Genomic DNA, 17,136 nt, shown 5'->3' on the forward strand with positions numbered 1-17,136 from the left:
TCCGTATTCCTCGACGGTGCCGTGCGGCGGCGGCTGCCGCGCACGTGAGCCGGTCACGCCGGCGTCCGGGGCATTCCGGCTCACCGCCCTGCGCGGGCGGCTCACGGTTGCGGGTCAGCGCCGGATTTTCACCGGCTTCCCCCCGAACAGGCGTGATGCGACCGGGCCACTTTACCGGCCCCGGGGCCGGGGCCCGCTCGGTGTCCGGGGCGGACGCGGACACGGGCGAGAACTTCGTTCGGAAAATCCCGTTTGAGGGGTTCCCTCCTGAGATGTGAGGACTAGTATGAGAAGTGCCTACGAGGCGAGTGAGGGAGTTCGACCGGAGTAGCCGACTTGGGCGTGACGCCGCAAGGCATCCGCCGAGGCCGACGTCGACGGTCGGGCTGAGAGGCCGGAAGGTTGGGAGACCGGAAGGCGACCCCCATCACCTGATCCGGACAATGCCGGCGAAGGGAACCCGTCTCGTAGGTTTTTCGTGCCCCGGGACTCCGGCGTGTCGCGCCCGCGGATCTTCCCCGCACAGTCGCACAGTCCTCCGCGTGCCCCACGGTGCCTGCGGCCGCAGCGGCGTCAGTCCTCCGGCTCCAGCAGCCGGCAGGCCGTGGCCACGTCCGTGCGGACCTGCGCGATCGAGGCGCGCCCGGACAGCCAGGCGATCAGGGCCGAGTGCCAGGTGTGCGCCACCACCCGCACCGCGGACAGCTGCGCGGGCGCCGGCTCCGGTTCGCCCATCGCGTCCAGGATGATCGCCACGGTCAGGCGGGTGACCTGGTCCACCTCCTGGCTCACGCTGCGGTCCGCGAAGGTCAGGGCACGCACCATGGCCTCCGCCAGCCGCGGCTCGCGCTGCAGCGCCCGGAAGGCGCCCATCAGCGTCTGCGCGACCCGCTCCGCCGGGCCCTCGCCGGCCGGCGGCTGGCGCTGCAGCGTGCCGTGCATCCGCTCCAGCTGGTCCTGCATCATCGCGACCAGCAGATGCACCTTCGACGGGAAGTACCGGTACAGCGTGCCCAGCGCCACCTGCGAGGACTCCGCGACCTCCCGCATCTGCACCGCCTCGTAGCCGCCCCGGCAGGCCAGCTGCGTGCCGGCGCGCAGAATGCGGCGACGGCGCTCTGCCTGCCGCTCTGCGGCGGTCGGCGGCTTGGCGTGCGCAGGCATGGGTCCTGCTCCGTTACGGTCGGTGAAGAACGGGTGGTCGGACGGTACCGCAGGGTGCCGGGCGCCGTGGCGGCCGTGGCGCGAATCACCCGATCCACTGCTCACAGCGGGGCTACCTGCCGGTAGATTCAGAGCCTCCGGAACGATCAAGTCTGAAACTTGTTCTAGATTAGCGTCCCCGCGTACCCTGCGCGGGGCAGTGCAGTCAGAAGGGGGCCCCGGAGTGACCGCTGAGGCCAGTCAGGCGGGTTCCCCCGCGGACCTCGCCGCGGACGGCGAGCGACCGCTCACCGTCGCACTCCTCACCTACAAGGGAAACCCGTTCTGCGGTGGCCAGGGCGTCTATGTCCGCCATCTCTCCCGCGAGCTGGCCCGCCTCGGCCACCGGGTGGAGGTGATCGGCGCCCAGCCCTATCCCGTGCTCGACGAGGACGAGGACTACCCGGGCTCGCTGCGCCTGACCGAGCTGCCCAGCCTCGACCTGTACCGGCAGCCCGACCCCTTCCGCACCCCGAAGCGCGAGGAGTACCGCGACTGGATCGACGCGCTCGAGGTCGCCACCATGTGGACCGGCGGCTTCCCCGAGCCGCTCACGTTCTCCCTGCGCGCCCGCCGCCATCTGCGTGCCCGGCGCGGCGAGTTCGACGTCGTCCACGACAACCAGACGCTCGGCTACGGCCTCCTCGGCGACATCGGCGCCCCGCTGGTCACCACCGTCCACCACCCCATCACCGTGGACCGGCAGCTGGAGCTGGACGCCGCCGAGACCCGGCAGCGGCGCTGGTCGGTCAAGCGCTGGTACGCCTTCACCCGTATGCAGAAACGTGTCGCGCGCCGGCTGCCGTCCGTGCTCACCGTCTCCGGCACCTCCCGGCAGGAGATCGTCGACCACCTCGGTGTGCGCCCCGACCGCATCCACGTCGTCCACATCGGCGCCGACACCGGCCTGTTCTCCCCCGATCCGTCGGTGCGTCAGGTACCGGGCCGGATCGTCACCACCTCCAGTGCCGACGTACCCCTCAAGGGCCTGGTGTACCTGGTCGAGGCGCTCGCGAAGGTGCGCACCGAACACCCCGACGCGCACCTCGTCGTCGTCGGCAAGCGCGCCGAGGACGGACCGGTCGCCCAGGCCGTCGAACGCCTCGGTCTCGAGGGAGCCATACGTTTCGTCAAGGGCATCTCCGACGCCGAACTGGTCGACCTGGTGCGCTCCGCCGAAGTGGCCTGCGTGCCGTCGCTGTACGAGGGTTTCTGCCTGCCCGCCGCCGAGGCCATGGCCACCGGCACCCCGCTGGTCGCCACCACCGGCGGCGCGATCCCCGAGGTCGCCGGACCCGACGGCGAGACCTGCCTGGCGGTGCCGCCCGGCGACTCCGGCGCCCTGGCCGCCGCGCTGGGCCGGCTCCTCGGCGACGAGGAGCTGCGTCGCCGTCTCGGACACGCGGGCCGTGAGCGGGTGTTGCGCCACTTCACCTGGGCACGGGCCGCCGAGGGCACCGTCGCCCACTACCGCGAGGCCATCGCCCGCGCCGCGGGCTCCCGTCGTTCCCCGGCCGCCGGCCGTACGCCGGCCCCGGCTCCCGGCCGCCCGGCGGCCTCCCCGAGTGTTGCGTCCGCGTCACCGACGAGCCTCGCTCCCGCGGCCGCAGACGACGTCTACTCCGAAAGCAGGGCCACGTGCTGACCGTCGACTTCTCCCGGTTCCCGCTCGCGCCCGGTGACCGCGTCCTGGACCTCGGCTGCGGTGCCGGCCGGCACGCCTTCGAGTGCTACCGGCGCGGTGCGCGCGTGGTGGCACTGGACCGCAACGGCGAGGAGATCCGCGAGGTCGCCAAGTGGTTCGCGGCGATGGAGGAGGCCGGCGAGGCACCCGCCGGCGCCACCGCCACCGCCATGGAGGGCGACGCCCTCGCCCTGCCCTTCCCCGACGAGTCCTTCGACGTCGTCATCATCTCCGAGGTGATGGAGCACATACCCGACGACAAGGGCGTGCTCGCCGAGATGGTCCGCGTGCTCAAGCCCGGCGGGCGCATCGCCATCACCGTGCCCCGCTACGGCCCGGAGAAGGTCTGCTGGGCGCTGTCCGACGCCTACCACGAGGTCGAGGGCGGCCACATCCGCATCTACAAGGCCGACGAACTGCTGGCCAAGATCCGCGAGGCGGGCCTGCAACCGTACGGCACGCACCACGCGCACGCCCTGCACGCCCCCTACTGGTGGCTGAAGTGCGCGTTCGGCGTCGACAACGACAAGGCGCTGCCGGTGCGCGCGTACCACAAGCTGCTGGTCTGGGACATCATGAAGAAGCCGCTGGCCACCCGCCTGGCCGAGCAGGCCCTCAACCCGCTGATCGGCAAGAGCTTCGTGGCGTACGCGACCAAGCCCAAGCTGCCGCGGGCGGCCGCCGCGTGACCACGCCCCGCACGCAGCACCTGGTCCTGCCCGGTGTCCTCACCGCCGGGCAGGCCGCCGCGACCGTGCGCGGCATCCTCGGCGTCCAGCGCGAGGACGGCGCCATCCCCTGGTTCCGCGGGCACCACCTGGACCCCTGGGACCACGTCGAGGCGGCGATGGCCCTGGACACGGCCGGTGAGCACGAGGCCGCCGAACGCGCCTACGCCTGGCTGGCACGCCATCAGCTCCCGGACGGCTCCTGGTACGCGGCCTACGCCGACGGCGCCCACGACGACGTCACCGACCGCGCCCGGGAGACCAACTTCGTCGCCTACGCCGCCGTCGGGGTGTGGCACCACTACCTGTGCACCGGCGACGACGCCTTCCTGGAGCGGATGTGGCCCGTGGTGTACGCGGCCGTGGAGTTCGTGCTGCGGCTGCAGCAGCCCGGCGGGCAGATCGGCTGGAAGCAGGAGGACGACGGCACCCCCGTCGCCGACGCCCTGCTGACCGGGTGCTCCTCCGTCCACCACGCGCTGTGCTGCGCGCTGGCCATCGCCGAACAGCTGGAGGAACCCCAGCCGGACTGGGAGCTGGCGGTGGGCGCGCTGCGCCACGCGATCCGCCGGCACCCGGAGCGCTTCCTGGACAAGGACCGCTATTCGATGGACTGGTACTACCCGGTCCTCGGCGGCGCGCTGACCGGCGCGGAGGCCAAGGAACGCATCGAGGAGCGCTGGGACCGGTTCGTGGTGCCCGGCCTCGGGGTGCGCTGCGTGACGCCCAACCCATGGGTGACCGGCGGCGAGTCCGCCGAACTCGCCCTGACCCTGTGGGCGGTGGGGGAGTCCGACCGGGCCCTGCAGGTGCTGCAGTCCATCCAGCACCTGCGCGACGACGACAGCGGCCTGTACTGGACGGGCTACGTCTTCGAGGACGATGCCGTCTGGCCCCGCGAACTGACCGCGTGGACCGCCGGATCGCTGCTGCTGGCCGTCGCCGCGCTCGGCGGGCACGAACCCACCTGCACCGTCTTCTCCGCGGACCGCCTGCCCCGAGGACTGGACGCGGACTGCTGCTGACGGCCGCGCACGCCCCGCGCCCGTGACCGTCCCCCGCGGGCGTCCGCCGGTGCGTCCCCGAACGGGCGCCCGCCGGCGCCACGGAAGGTGACGTCCGTACCACACCCGGTGGGCGGTTTCGGTGCCGCCCGGCAGGTCAACCCGGATCGACGGAACGCATCCGGTACCACCTGACCGGGAGGACACCGTGCCCGTACCGATACGGCGCCTCGCGGTGGCACTCACCCTGTGCTGCGCCCTGCTCGCCGGCTCCGCCGGGGCGGCGACCGCACACGGCGACGGGCCGCACGGCGTGCCGGCCGCGACGGCCGTCGCCGCGGAGCCCAGCCCCAGCACCTCGCAGGAGCGGCAGAAGTTCGCCAAGACCCGGTTCGTGGCCAACGCGGCGCTCGCCGCCGGGGCCACCTACCAGTGGATCTGGAAACCGTACAAGGAAGGCAAGTTCAAGAAGGGCGCACCGCACCGCAGGGTCACCCTCGTCAAGGCCGCCCTGGCCGGCGCCTTCGCCTACAACCGGCTCAAGGCGGCCGTGCACAATGCCCAGGGCGACCCCACGCTGTCCAAGGCGCTCGCCCCGTTGAACACGGCCATCGCCGGACTGAAGGACCTGCCGGCCAAGCTCCGCAAGGGAGACGGCTCGGCCGCCGGCGCCTTCAACGACACCATCAACAAGGTGAAGGAGGCGGGCAGAAGCGCGGGCGCCCCGGTCAAGGACAAGGTGCCCAAGCCCTCCGAGCTGAGGAGCGGCTCGTAGGGCACGGCCCCGGCGCGCGGGCGGTACGGCGACGGCCCCCCGCCCGCCGGGGCGAGGGGCCGTCGGACCGCGACCGGGGCGAAGCCTCAGCCGCGCTGGATGTTCGACGTGTCCTGCAGGACGCCGCGCCGGCCGTCCTGCATCTCGGTCAGCAGGCCCTGGCCGCGCTGATCCACCGCCAGGTACCACACACCCGGCGAGAGTTCGGCGATCGGCGTGGGCGAGCCGTCCTCGGCGTACAGCGGCCGCGGCGCCGGCACCGCGAACCAGAACGGCGAGAAGGGCGTCGTGGCCTGCTGCGGCTGAGCGGCACCGTAGGGGTTCGGCTGCACCTGCCCGCCGTACGACGACTGCGGGCCGCCCGGGTAGCCGTACCCGCCCTGCGCCCCCTGCACGGCGTACGGCTGCGGCGCGGCCGGCCGGGGCGCCGGGATCAAGGAGGCCCGCAGCGCCGGGACCAGCGGGCCGGCGACGCACCCCGCGGCCACCACGAGCGCGGCGATGAAACCGAGCATCAGCCCGCTGCCGGCACCGACCGAGCTGGGGACGTCCACCAGCTCCCAGAAGAGCACCCACGCCGACAGGATCGTGAACGACGTGCCCACGGCGCCCGGATCCAGACCGAGCACCTTGCGCGGCCGGGGCAGCAACCGGTTGACGACGACCAGCGCGGCACCGATCACACCGCCCATGTAGACACCCAGGCCCAGACCGAGCCCGTCCCAGGCGTTCCCGCTGATGCTCGTGTCGTACAGGTCGAGGAACGACGCGATGAACAGCAACACCGCTGCTACGATCACCACGCCGTCGCCCCGAGTGAGGGAGCGGATATTCACGTCAGGTCCTTCATAGGTCGTCTCGTCGGTACGTCGTCGGAGGCGTCGCTGTCACCGCGGTGCTCGCTGGAGCGCCGGCGGGAAGCGCGGGGTGACCCTCGTCGTACAACGGGAACCCTACCGTCCGCCGGACCTGGCTGTCCGTCGCCGACGGCACGCCGGTCAGGACTCGCGCAGGAACGCCACGATTCCTTCGGAGATCCCCTCCGCCGCCTGCTGCCGCCAGGAGCCGCTGGTGAGACGGGCGGCATCGGCGGCGTCGCGCATGTTGCCGCACTCGATGAACACCTTCGGAACCGTTGACAGATTGAGACCGCCCAGGTCTCCGCGTGTGACCAGACCGGTGCCGCCGCCGAGGTAGTTGGCGGGCGGCTCGCCGGTCACCCGGACGAAACTGCCCGCGATGCTCGCACCGAGCCGGCGGGAGGCGGCGGCGATCGGACGGGTGTCGGCGGCGCCGGCGTGCACGGCCGCCGGCAGGATCACGTGGAAGCCGCGGTTGCCGGGCGCCGAGCCGTCCGCGTGCAGGGAGATCGCCGCGTCGGCGTGCGCCTCGTTGCCGATCCGGGCGCGCTCGTCCACGCACGGGCCCCAGGCGCGGGTACCGGTGTCGTGGGTCAGTTCGACGGTGGCGCCCTGCTGCTGCAGCAGGGTCCGCAGCCGGTGCGCCAGGTCCAGGGTGAACGAGGCCTCCGGGTAGCCGTCGTCGGTCTCGGTGCCGGTGGTGTCGCACTCCTTGTGCCCGGTGCCGATGTCCACCTGCCGGTTGATCTCGGCGGTGTGCTGCGCGTTGCCCGGGTTGTGCCCCGGGTCGATGACGACCACCCGGCCCCGCAGCGGACCGGAGGCCGGCGTGCCCGCGTCCGTGCCCTTGCCGTCGTCCACGGACGACGACGGCGACGGCGAGGCGGAGCTGTGCGCGGCGGGGGAGTGGGACGCGGGGGCGGAGGAGTGCGTCACCGCTGCCGCGCCCGTGCGGTCCGGCCGCGCGTCGGGGCCGCCTCCGAAGGCGCCCACCGCCGTGTAGGCGAGCCAGCCCAGCAGGGCGCCGCTCACCAGGGCACCGGCGACGACCACCGGCGCACGACGCGACCGGCCGGGCCGGCGCTCGGGCTGCGGGGGAGGGAACTCGGGACCTGTGTACGACACGGGGCGAGCCTAGCCGTGCGCGGCGGACGCCGTGCCGGTACGGCGCAGCACCCGCAGCGATCCGGTCACCGACACCTCGGTGAACTCCCCGGATTCCACAGCCCGCAGATACACCCGGTAGGGGGCCTGCCCGGTGAACTCGTCCACCGGGTCCGGGAACACGTCGTGGATGACCAGCAGCCCGCCCGGCGCCACATGCGGTGCCCAGCCCGCGTAGTCGGCGCCGGCGTGCTCGTCGGTGTGACCGCCGTCGATGAACACCAGCCCGAGCGGGGCGTTCCACAGTGCGGCGATCTGCGGCGAACGCCCGACCAGCGCCACCACGTGCTCCTCCAGGCCCGCCTTGTACAGGGTGCGCCGGAAGGTGGGCAGCGTGTCCATCAGTCCGACCTCGGGGTCGACCGTCTCCGGGTCGTGGTACTCCCAGCCGGGCTGCTGTTCCTCGCTGCCCCGGTGGTGGTCGACGGTGAGCGCGGTGACGCCGGCCCGGCGGGCCGCGTCGGCCAGCAGGATCGTGGACCGCCCGCAGTAGGTGCCCACTTCGAGCAGGGGCAGCCCCAGCCGGCCGGCCTCGTCCGCCGCCGCGTACAGCGCCAGCCCCTCGTCGGTGGGCATGAACCCTTTCGCGGCCTCGAAAGCGGCCAGGACGTCGGGCTGCGGCACCGCGGGCATGGGGGTCCTTCCGGTCGTACGGGCCTTCAGGCCGCCCATGCTGCCGCACCCCCGGGCGACGCGGGCGACCGGGGGTGCGGTGGCACAGCTTGCGGCACGCGGCCGAAGGGGTACCGGATCAGGCGGTGACCGTCTCGCCCGGCAGGCACAGGTCCAGCTCGACCGCGCGGTCGTCGCCGCCGTGGGTGGCCGCCGAGGCGTGCGGGCCGTGCCCGGCGGCGCGGACGGCCAGCACGTACGGGCCCTGGCCCGGCACCGCGAGACGGTAGCTGCCGTCCTCCGCCGACCATGTGGCGCCCGCCTGACGGCCCCGCCGGTCGATCAGGGTCACCTTGGCCCGGGCCACCGGCGTGCCATGGGCGTCCAGCACCCGCCCGCGGAACCCGCGCAGCGTCTCCTCGGCACCGGCCGGATCCGGCTGCGCGGCACCGGCCAGGGCGGCCTCGGCGCGGGCCAGGTTGTCCTCCTCCTGGCTGCTGGCGCGCAGCTGCGAGGTGCGGCTCGGCCGGGGCAGGCACAGGGCGAGGACCAGGCCGACGGCGACGGCGGCGGTGGCGATCAGGAAGGACACCCGGAAGCCGCGCATGGTCGGCACCGCCACCCCGCCCACGGTGTGCGCGGTGTTGGCCAGCACCATGCCGATCACGGCGCTGGACACCGAGGTGCCGATGGACCGCATCAGGGTGTTCAGCCCGTTGGCGGCGCCGGTCTCCGCGGGCGGGACCGCGCCGACGATGAGCGCGGGCAGCGACGAGTAGGCCAGGCCGATGCCGGCGCCGAGGACCACCGAGGTGATCACCGTCTGCCAGGCGGCGCTCATCAGACCGAGGCCGCCGCCGTAGCCGGCCGCGATGACCAGCAGACCGGTGATCAGCGTCACCTTCGGGCCGTACCGGGCGGACAGGCGGGCGTAGACCGGCGCGGTGAACATCATCGTCAGGCCCAGCGGGGCCACGCACAGGCCCGCCACCACCATGGACTGTCCCAGGCCGTAGCCGGTGGACGCGGGCAGCTGCAGCAGCTGGGGCAGGACGAGGGAGACGACGTAGAAGGCGACGCCCACCATGATCGAGGCGAGGTTGGTGAGCAGCACCTCGCGGCGGGCGGTGGTGCGCAGGTCGACGAGCGGGGCGGCGGTGCGCAGCTCCAGCAGGCCCCACAGCAGCAGCACCACGACCGCGGCGCCGAACAGGCCCAGGGTGGTGCCGGACGACCAGCCCCAGTCGCTGCCCTTGGTCACGGGCAGCAGGAGCAGCACCAGGCCGGCGGACAGGCCGAGCGCGCCCAGCAGGTCGAAGGAGCCCTGGGCGCGCATCGGGGACTCGGGGACGATCAGCAGGGTGAGGACGACGGCGAGGACACCGAGCCCGGCGGCGCCGTAGAACAGGGCGTGCCAGTCGGTGTTCTGGGCGACCAGGGCGGCGGCGGGCAGCGCCAGTCCGCCGCCCACGCCTATGGAGGAACTCATCAGCGCCATCGCGGAGCCGAGCCGCTCGCGCGGGAGCATGTCACGCATCAGGCCGATGCCCAGGGGAATGGCGCCCATGGCGAAGCCCTGCAGCGTGCGGCCCACGATCATGGGGAGCAGCGCGCTGGTGAGCGCGCTGACGACGGCGCCGATCACCATCACCGCGAGGCTCAGGGTGAGCATGCGGCGCTTGCCGTACAGGTCGCCGAGGCGGCCCATGATCGGCGTGGCCACGGCGCCCGAGAGAAGGGTGGACGTCAGGACCCAGGTGGCGTTGCTGGGCGAGGTCTGCAGCAGCTGCGGCAGGTCCTTGACCACCGGGACGAGCAGGGTCTGCATCACTGCGACAACGATGCCCGCGAAGGCGAGAACGGGGACGACGGCCCCGCTCGCAGGCTTCCCGGGCCGACTGGTCGTCGTGAGCGTCATGTAGGTGTGGCCTCCAGGCCGTGACGGTCGATACGTGGTCGTCCGCGCCATCCGCGCGGGTTGAGCGCCTGGTGAACCTCGGCGTCCGAGGTGGCTATTCCGGCGCTTTGCCGTGCTCTTCGATTCTTGACCCTTCCTAGAACATCTGAGGGGGCGTCAGGGGGTGTTCCGGGGTGAGCGGGCGGCGCGTGGGTGGTGAACGGACGTGTCGCGTCCGGTAGTTGAGCAATGTCGAGGGCTTCGGTGCGGCATGGGGGCGCCTCCGGTGCCGCGTGGACAGTCCCGTCGGTGCGGCGGGAAAAGTGCCTTCGGCGTCGCCCGTCCCGCCGCCTGCACGGCCGTCGGGGCGAAGCGTGCGGCGTCGTGCAGCGGGGGCCGGGGTGATGGCCGCCGGGTGCCCGCCGTCGCCCGTCACACGGCCGGACAGCGCCCCGGACACACCCCCGCACACCGGCCGTGACCTGGGCGTTCGCCGTGTCTGCGGCTAGCGTTGCGGCACACGGCGGGCCCGGGGGCGGCCCGCGGAGAGGCGGGCCCGGGCCGGCCCGCGGAGAGGGGGGTGGCCGTGGACCGCGGCATCCGTGACATCGAGGACGTGCTCCGGCTGCTGGACGGCCTGTTCGCCCCGGACGCCGACCGCTGGACCGCCGGCGCGTCCGACTGGTGGGACCGCTTCTACAGCGACCGCGACCGGCCCGTGCCGTTCTTCGCCGCGAAGCCGGACGAGAGCCTCGCCGCCTGGCTCGAGCACGGCACGGTCGGCGGTCGCCGCGCCCTGGACCTGGGCTGCGGCCCGGGCCGCAACGCCGTGCACCTGGCCGCCCACGGATTCGCGGTGGACGGCGTCGACCTGTCGCCGGCCGCCCTGGCCTGGGCCCGGGACCGGGCGGACGAGGCGGGGGTCGAGGTGCGTCTGCTGTGCGGCGACGCCTTCGCGCTCGCACGCGACGAGCTGCGCGGACCGTACGACCTCGTCTACGACAGCGGCTGCTTCCACCATCTCCCGCCGCACCGCCGGATCAGCTACCTCGCCCTCGTCGACGACCTCCTCGCACCCGGCGGGCACCTCGCCCTGACCTGTTTCGCGGCCGGCGGCATGGGCAGCGACCTGTCCGACGCCGAGCTGTACCGCACCGGCCGGCTGCACGGCGGCCTCGCCTACCGCGCCGAGGACCTGCGCAGGATCTTCGCCTCGCTGACCGAGGTGGAGCTGCGGCGGATGCGCGAGGAACCGGAGGACGCCCCGTGCTTCGGCAAGGACTTCCTGTGGGCGGCACTGTTCCGCAGGCCCGCCGGGCGGGAGTGAGCGCCCGCAGCCCCGCGCGGCTCCGGCCGGGACGAGCGGCCTACAGCCACCCCTGCTGCCGGGCCTCCCGGACCGCCTCCATCCGGTTGCGGGTGCCGGTCTTGCCGATGGCCGAGGAGAGATAGTTCCGCACGGTGGACTCCGACAGATGCAGCCGGGCGGCGATGTCGGCGACCGTCGAGCCGTCCGCCGACGCCTTGAGCACATCGCACTCGCGCGCGGTGAGCGGGTTCGGGCCCGCGCTGAGCGCGGCCGCCGCGAGGGCCGGGTCCACCACCGTCTCCCCCGTCAGCACCCGGCGGATCGCCGCGGCCAGCTCCTCCACCGGACCGTCCTTGACGAGGAAACCGGCCGCGCCCGCCTCCATCGCGCGCCGCAGATAGCCGGGCCGGCCGAAGGTGGTGAGGATCAGCACCCGGCAGTCCGGGGCCTGTTCGCGCAGCTCGGCGGCGGCGTCCAGGCCGCTCATCCCCGGCAGCTCGATGTCCAGCAGCGCCACGTCGGGCCGGTGCGTCAGCGCCGCGTCCACGATCGCGTCGCCCGCCGACACCTGGGCGACGACCTCCATGTCCTCCTCCATGCCGAGGAGCAGGGCGAGCGCTCCCCGCATCATCCGCTGGTCCTCGGCGAGCAGAATCCGGATGGAGGCGGTGGGCCGGCGGTCCCGGGGCATCTCGTTCACGGCAGAAGGGTATGCGTCCGCCGGTCCTTACCGGCTGGTTCCGGCGCAGAGGCAGCCGCTCGGGAGAGTTCCAGGACCGTGGGGGAGGAAGCCAGGGGTGCGGGGGAGCAGAACAGGGGCGCGGCGCCCCCGTGAGGCGGGCCGACGCGGGGCCGCCGGTGCCGGCCGGTCGGCTCGCCGTCCCGTCCGCCGAGGCCGGCACCGGTGCGACGACCGACACCGGCGCGGGAGTCGGCGCTCAGGACGCGGCCGCAGCCGGCACCGCGGCCGGCCGCGCCGCCCCGGCCGCCGCCCCGGAGCCGGGGGAGGCCGCCACCTCCCCGTCGGTGGGCAGTTCCGCGGTGACCATGAACCCGCCGCGCGGTGCCGGACCGGTCCGCAGCGACCCGCCCGCCGCCGCCAGACGCTCGGTCAGCCCCTTCAGTCCGGTGCCGCCGACACCCCGCGCGGCCGCCGGCCGCCCGGCGGTGCCCGGTGCCGGGCCACCGTCGCCCGCGCCCGGTGTCGCACGGCCGCCGGTGTCCGGGACACCGCGGCCGTTGTCGGCGACGGTGAGACGGACCCGTTCGCTGCCTCCTGCGACGGTGATCTCGCAGCGGTCCGCCCCGCTGTGGCGCACGGCGTTGGTGACCGCCTCGCGCACCACCCAGCCCAGCAGCGCCTCGGTCTGCGGGGCCAGCGGCGGCCCGGAGCGGCGGACGACCGGCTCGATGCCGGCCGCCGTCAGCGCCGAACGCGCCCGGTCCAGCTCGGTGCTCAGACAGCCCTCGCGGTAGCCGGTGACCGCCTCCCGGATCTCGGTGAGCGCCTGTCGCCCGACCGACTCGATGTCGGAGATCTGCTCCAGCGCCGCCTGAAGGTCCCGGTCCGCCAGCCGCCGGGCCGCCTCCGACTTCACCACGATCACCGACAGCGTGTGCCCCAACAGGTCGTGCAGGTCCCGTGAGAACCGCAGCCGCTCCTCCTCCACCGCCCGCCGGGCCAGTTCCTCACGGGCGGCGCGCAGCTCCCGCACCGCCTCGCTCAGGCTCAGGATCGCGGCCGTCACCATGGTGGACAGCAGCGTGGCGTAGGCGACGTTGAAGCCGCTCCAGCCGTTGTGGACGGCGGAGACCGCGCCCGCGAGGACGGCCAGCGGAATCCCGGTCGCGCCCAGCCGGCGCCCGCGCACGGTCGCGCCGACGGCCAGCCCCAGCAGCGGGAAGAACAGCAGCCAGTTGCCGCCGTAGCCCAGGCCCAGCCCGGTGGTCGCCAGCCCCAGCAGCAGCAGTGCGACCCGGGTGGAGGTCGCCTCGCGGGTGCGCCGGTGGAAGGCGCGGAAGACGACGTACACGTACAACGAGGTGATGGCCAGCAGACCCAGCGCGCCGATCCACGGGGCGGGTGTCTTGCCCCGCAGCAGGTTCGACAGGGACCCCAGGCCCATCAGCAGCCACGGCAGCAGCGAGCAGCCGTTGGGCGGCGGCCCCGGAGTCTCGGGCACGTCCCCGGCCTCGCGGGCCGCTGCCCACTCGGCCCTCAGCCGCCGCCGGTTCGCCTTCCCGTACCGCTGCGCCTCCCGCGTGTCGCGCACCGCCTGCCGTATCCCGGCCGCCCGGACGGCCACGCGGCGCGACCAGCTCTTCCTCATCCGCTTCCCCTCGGTCGGTCCCCCGTGATGCAGCGGTACGACAACACGACAACACCACACGACAGCGTACGAACCGGACGCGGCAGCCGGCCCGTGTCAGCGGCTCGTACCGGCTCGTACCGGTTCGTACCCGGCTCCGTCCGCCACGCTACGCACGCGTGCCCGTCCGCGGCAGATGCGGTTGTACGGGCCCGGGCAGGACAAATGTCACGGTGCACGTCCCGATGCCGCGGTGCGCGCACGGGTGGTGCGGTGGGTGTACGGGTGCAGCGGTGGGCGTACGGATGTCGCGGAGGCGGAACGGCGGGACAGGGGAGACCCGGTCCGACGGCGCCGGCGCGACGGCGGCCCGTCCGTACCGCTCCTCCCGACCGCACGCCCTTCCCAAGGCGTGATCTTCGGGGTTAGACAGAGCCATGCCCATCGACGCAGCCACGGCCCTGGCAGCCCCGCCCCGCACCGAGGAGATCTCCTGGACCCGCAAGGACGTCCAGCTCTACCACCTCGGCATCGGCGCCGGCGTCCCCGCCACCGATGTCCGCGAACTGCGCTACACCCTGGAGAGCCGGCTGCAGGTCCTGCCGAGTTTCGCCACCGTCGCCGGTGCCCGCCCGCCCGGTGTGATCCGCGCCCTGTCCGTGCCCGGCGTCGACGTGGACCTCGCCCGCGTGCTGCACGGCGGCCAGACACTCACCGTGCACCGGCCCCTGCCCGTGCAGGGCACCGCGACCACCACCTCCCGTGTCACCGCCGTGTACGACAAGGGCACGGCGGCCGTCCTCCACCTGCGCACCGAGGCCGCCGACGCCGACGGCCCGCTGTGGACCGACGAGGCGCAGGTCTTCGTCCGCGGCGAGGGCGGCTGGGGCGGCGACCGCGGCCCCTCGGTGCGGGCGGCGGCACCGGCCGGCGAGCCCGCTCTGACCGTCGACCGGCCGGTCCGCGAGGACCAGGCGCTGCTCTACCGGCTCAGCGGCGACGACAACCCGCTGCACGCCGACCCGGAGTTCGCCCGCCGCGCCGGCTTCGACCGGCCCGTCCTGCACGGTCTGTGCACCTACGGCCTCACCCTCAAGACGGTCGTGGACCACCTGCTCGCCGGCGAGGCGACCCGGGTGCGCGGCTGTGCCGCCCGGTTCGCCGGCGTGGCGTACCCCGGGGAGACCCTGCGGATCCGCCTGTGGCCGGAAGAGCCAGGAAGACCGGACCGGCCGGACCGGCCGGAACAGCCGGACGGCACCGCCGCGCGGGCCGGGGCACCGCAGGGCGGCGGAACGGTCCGAGCCACGGTGACCGCGCTGGAACGGGACGAGGCGCCGGTGCTGGCGGACACGGTCGTGGAGTACGTCTGACGGGAAGACACAGGCCGCCGGACTGACGGGCAGCGGCCGGACGGAGACCGACCAGACGGTGACCGACCGACCAGACGGTGACCGACCGACCAGACGGTGACCGACCAGCGGGTGACCGACCGGATTACGGAGATCGGCCGGATCACGGAGATCGCCGCACAGACGAAAGGCCGGCCCACCCCCGTCCGAGGGGCGGGACGGCCTCACAGCCGTGCCGTCAGGCAGCAGCCGTCTCGGTCTCCTGCACCGGCTTGCGGTGACGGCCGCTCGGGGGCGTGTTGCCGTCCCGCGAGGAGCGCGGGCCACGGTGCTTGCCGCGGCCAGGGGCGTCCTGGGCCTCGGCAGGCAGCGGCGTCTGGCTCGTGCTGGCGTCGCTCATCGGAAGATTTCACCCCGTCAACATCATCTTCGTAACAGCCGGGCGAGTGTAACCGGCACACCTCGGGCGAAATCCAGCTGACCGTGTCAACCGGCACGAACTGTTATCTCCTTGCCGTTGAGGCGTCATCCGCCCGTCATCCGGCCGGTCGTCGCCGCCTGTTGCAGGGAGACGGGACGCGGCGCGGCGGGCTCCATGACGCCCGGTCCGGCCTGAGGGGAACGGTCCGTGTCCGTGAACACGGAAGAGGACACACCCGACCGCGGTGCATCGCCGGTGTCGGACCTCGCCTGTGGAACGACGCGTTCGAAGAGCGCCGCGGTTCCCGGCACCCGCTCGAAAACCGGCCCGCCGAGGCGGGATGCGCCCGGCCCCGGGGTGATGTCGACCGGCGGGCCGGCGGGCCCGGGTCTGTGCGCGGCGTGCGCGTGTCGGGCGTGCGCGTGCGGGGCGCCGACGGGGAGACCGGTGCCGGGCGGCGGTCCGGCGGCCGTACGGTCCGGGCCGTCCGGTGACCCGCCACCGGACGCCGTCGGGCCGCCGCCCCGGGACGCGGGCCCGTTCCGGAAAGCCTGCCCGCCCGGCCCGCCGCCGTGCGGTGCCGGGCCCGCCGCATCCGGCAGCCGGGGCACATGGTCGCCCCGGGCGACCTGGACGACCCGGGTCACGCGCGGCGCCGCGGGCTCGCGTGCGGGCGGCCTGAGGCGGGCCACCCCGCAGGGCACCGCGTCCGTGACGCACGGCAGCCACAGCTCGCCGTCCTCCGTCCACACCCCCGTGCCCGTCAGCCAGCCCTCGGGTGCGGGCAGATGACGCAGCCGGCGTTCGGCGGGCCGCCACACGGCGATCCAGCTGCCGAACGGCCCGTCGCAACGCAGGGCCACCGCACAGTGCTCGGGGGTGAGCGCCTGCCCGGGCTGGATCGCGAACGGGGTCAGGGTGCAGTCGGACGGGTGCAGGCACTCCGGGAAGCGGACCGGCAGGGTGCTGCCCAGCACCCCCCACCCCAGACGCTCCCGCCCCGGACTGGGGGCGTCCGAGGAGATGAGCAGCAGGCCGCTGTCCGGGTCGGCGAGCAGCAGCCGGTCGTCGCTGTGCGGGGCGATCTGCAGCAGCGGCGAGACGGCGCCGCCGTTGTCCAGGTCCACCACCACCGCCTTGGTGTGCCCCTCGGCCTGCCGGTCCAGGGCCAGCAGCCGGCCGGAACGGTCCAGCCAGGCGCCGCCCGAGCAGTGGCCCGGCACCTCGGCCAGGTGCTCGGGTCCGAAGGTGCCGCCGGCCACCTGCCACACCGCCGCCGAGTGCGGGCCGACCGCGAGGGCGTACGCCCGCTCGCCGCCGGGCGCGGGCGGCAGCAGCCGCAGCCGGGTGCCCTGCGGGCATTCGACCGCGCCCAGCGGAACCTCACCGGTGCCGGGGCCGGCCGGATACAGCAGGGAGAAGGTGTGCCGGCCGGCGATCAGCCGCCGGACGAGGACCCGGCCGTCGCTCATCGGCTGCACCTCGGTGCCGGGCTCCTCGGGCTGGTGGCCGGGCAGCGGCACCGCGTACGGCTCCGGGCCGTCCAGCGTCCAGCGCTCCGGGTACCAGGAGTCGCCGCTGCGGGCGAGCCGGGCGGCGTAGGCACCGTCCGCCGTGATCGTGCAGGCCGCCGGCGGTCCGTCGGCCCGTGCACCGGCCGCCGGGGGCGGGGGACCTCCCTGCCCGGACGTCTGTCCGGACGTCGCACCGGACCCCGGAGCGGTACGGAGTGTCATCACTCGCTCACCTCCGGTGAGGACGCTAGTTTTCGGTCGCACACACGGAGGACCGGCGGGCGGGTGCTTCACACATACGGGT

Annotated in this window: 15 protein-coding genes and 2 riboswitches; of the genes, 6 read left to right on the top strand and 9 right to left on the bottom strand. The window is 74.1% G+C overall.

Features of this window, described 5'->3' with window-relative positions; genetic code table 11:
• Positions 1 to 68 precede the first annotated feature (68 nt).
• A riboswitch (cobalamin riboswitch) is annotated at positions 69 to 142 on the bottom strand.
• 158 nt (positions 143 to 300) lie between these two features.
• Positions 301 to 475: riboswitch (TPP riboswitch) on the top strand.
• Between the two features lie 98 nt (positions 476 to 573).
• Positions 574 to 1,164, bottom strand: coding sequence for a TetR family transcriptional regulator (locus OG899_RS19145; protein ID WP_125496324.1), 591 nt, complete (start codon positions 1,162 to 1,164; stop codon positions 574 to 576).
• Positions 1,165 to 1,387: 223 nt separating this feature from the next.
• Between OG899_RS19145 and OG899_RS19150 the strand changes: the two genes are divergently transcribed.
• The 4 genes from OG899_RS19150 to OG899_RS19165 all read left to right on the top strand — a co-directional run bounded on the left by OG899_RS19150 (position 1,388) and on the right by OG899_RS19165 (position 5,394).
• Positions 1,388 to 2,848, top strand: a complete 1,461-nt coding sequence (locus OG899_RS19150; RefSeq protein WP_406311098.1) for a glycosyltransferase family 4 protein — start codon at positions 1,388 to 1,390, stop codon at positions 2,846 to 2,848.
• On the top strand, positions 2,842 to 3,576 hold the full coding sequence (locus tag OG899_RS19155; RefSeq protein WP_125496322.1) for a class I SAM-dependent methyltransferase: 735 nt from the start codon (positions 2,842 to 2,844) through the stop codon (positions 3,574 to 3,576). The genes OG899_RS19150 and OG899_RS19155 overlap by 7 nt, the downstream gene beginning before the upstream one ends.
• Positions 3,573 to 4,640, top strand: a complete 1,068-nt coding sequence (locus OG899_RS19160; protein ID WP_125496321.1) for a prenyltransferase/squalene oxidase repeat-containing protein — start codon at positions 3,573 to 3,575, stop codon at positions 4,638 to 4,640. The genes OG899_RS19155 and OG899_RS19160 overlap by 4 nt, the downstream gene beginning before the upstream one ends.
• A 187-nt stretch (positions 4,641 to 4,827) precedes the next feature.
• On the top strand, positions 4,828 to 5,394 hold the full coding sequence (locus OG899_RS19165) for a hypothetical protein (protein WP_125496320.1): 567 nt from the start codon (positions 4,828 to 4,830) through the stop codon (positions 5,392 to 5,394).
• A gap of 86 nt (positions 5,395 to 5,480) precedes the next feature.
• Here OG899_RS19165 and OG899_RS19170 read toward each other — a convergent pair whose 3' ends face one another.
• From OG899_RS19170 to OG899_RS19185, 4 genes are all read right to left on the bottom strand, one after another.
• Positions 5,481 to 6,230, bottom strand: a complete 750-nt coding sequence (locus OG899_RS19170) for a hypothetical protein (RefSeq protein WP_185867779.1) — start codon at positions 6,228 to 6,230, stop codon at positions 5,481 to 5,483.
• Between the two features lie 162 nt (positions 6,231 to 6,392).
• Positions 6,393 to 7,379 (bottom strand): N-acetylmuramoyl-L-alanine amidase, encoded by a 987-nt coding sequence (locus OG899_RS19175; protein ID WP_189427523.1) that lies wholly within the window; start codon positions 7,377 to 7,379, stop codon positions 6,393 to 6,395.
• A 9-nt stretch (positions 7,380 to 7,388) separates the two neighbouring features.
• Positions 7,389 to 8,051, bottom strand: coding sequence for a class I SAM-dependent methyltransferase (locus OG899_RS19180; protein ID WP_125496318.1), 663 nt, complete (start codon positions 8,049 to 8,051; stop codon positions 7,389 to 7,391).
• 118 nt (positions 8,052 to 8,169) lie between these two features.
• Complete coding sequence (locus OG899_RS19185; protein WP_168131097.1) at positions 8,170 to 9,948, bottom strand: MFS transporter; 1,779 nt, start codon at positions 9,946 to 9,948, stop codon at positions 8,170 to 8,172.
• Positions 9,949 to 10,513: 565 nt separating this feature from the next.
• Here OG899_RS19185 and OG899_RS19190 point away from each other — a divergent pair.
• On the top strand, positions 10,514 to 11,254 hold the full coding sequence (locus OG899_RS19190; protein WP_125496346.1) for a class I SAM-dependent methyltransferase: 741 nt from the start codon (positions 10,514 to 10,516) through the stop codon (positions 11,252 to 11,254).
• A gap of 40 nt (positions 11,255 to 11,294) precedes the next feature.
• Here the strand turns inward: OG899_RS19190 and OG899_RS19195 are convergent, their stop codons facing one another.
• Complete coding sequence (locus tag OG899_RS19195) at positions 11,295 to 11,927, bottom strand: response regulator transcription factor (protein ID WP_125496345.1); 633 nt, start codon at positions 11,925 to 11,927, stop codon at positions 11,295 to 11,297.
• A gap of 247 nt (positions 11,928 to 12,174) precedes the next feature.
• Entirely contained in the window at positions 12,175 to 13,566 is a 1,392-nt protein-coding gene (locus OG899_RS19200; RefSeq protein ID WP_125496316.1) for a sensor histidine kinase, read from the bottom strand.
• Between the two features lie 416 nt (positions 13,567 to 13,982).
• Between OG899_RS19200 and OG899_RS19205 the strand changes: the two genes are divergently transcribed.
• Positions 13,983 to 14,918: a MaoC/PaaZ C-terminal domain-containing protein gene (locus OG899_RS19205; protein ID WP_168131099.1), complete on the top strand. Its 936-nt coding sequence runs from the start codon at positions 13,983 to 13,985 to the stop codon at positions 14,916 to 14,918.
• Positions 14,919 to 15,135: 217 nt separating this feature from the next.
• Here the strand turns inward: OG899_RS19205 and OG899_RS19210 are convergent, their stop codons facing one another.
• Positions 15,136 to 15,297 carry a hypothetical protein gene (locus OG899_RS19210; RefSeq protein ID WP_168131100.1) on the bottom strand — a complete coding sequence of 54 codons (162 nt, stop codon included), beginning with the start codon at positions 15,295 to 15,297 and terminating at the stop codon, positions 15,136 to 15,138.
• A gap of 125 nt (positions 15,298 to 15,422) precedes the next feature.
• A complete protein-coding gene (locus tag OG899_RS19215) occupies positions 15,423 to 17,054 on the bottom strand; it encodes a hypothetical protein (protein WP_406311099.1) in 1,632 nt (543 codons plus the stop codon).
• Positions 17,055 to 17,136: the final 82 nt, after the last annotated feature.

It is taken from the genome of Streptomyces thermoviolaceus, from assembly GCF_045209695.1.
Classification (GTDB): domain Bacteria; phylum Actinomycetota; class Actinomycetes; order Streptomycetales; family Streptomycetaceae; genus Streptomyces; species Streptomyces thermoviolaceus.

Excerpts from the sequence above, each read along its gene's own strand:
- OG899_RS19145 (WP_125496324.1), bottom strand. The coding sequence starts at position 1,164 with ATGCCTGCGCACGCCAAGCCGCCGACCGCCGCAGAGCGGCAGGCAGAG.
- OG899_RS19180 (WP_125496318.1), bottom strand. The coding sequence starts at position 8,051 with ATGCCCGCGGTGCCGCAGCCCGACGTCCTGGCCGCTTTCGAGGCCGCG.
- OG899_RS19185 (WP_168131097.1), bottom strand. The coding sequence starts at position 9,948 with ATGACGCTCACGACGACCAGTCGGCCCGGGAAGCCTGCGAGCGGGGCC.
- OG899_RS19195 (WP_125496345.1), bottom strand. The coding sequence starts at position 11,927 with ATGCCCCGGGACCGCCGGCCCACCGCCTCCATCCGGATTCTGCTCGCC.
- OG899_RS19200 (WP_125496316.1), bottom strand. The coding sequence starts at position 13,566 with ATGAGGAAGAGCTGGTCGCGCCGCGTGGCCGTCCGGGCGGCCGGGATA.
- OG899_RS19205 (WP_168131099.1), top strand. The coding sequence starts at position 13,983 with ATGCCCATCGACGCAGCCACGGCCCTGGCAGCCCCGCCCCGCACCGAG.
- OG899_RS19210 (WP_168131100.1), bottom strand. The coding sequence starts at position 15,297 with ATGAGCGACGCCAGCACGAGCCAGACGCCGCTGCCTGCCGAGGCCCAG.
- OG899_RS19215 (WP_406311099.1), bottom strand. The coding sequence starts at position 17,054 with ATGACACTCCGTACCGCTCCGGGGTCCGGTGCGACGTCCGGACAGACG.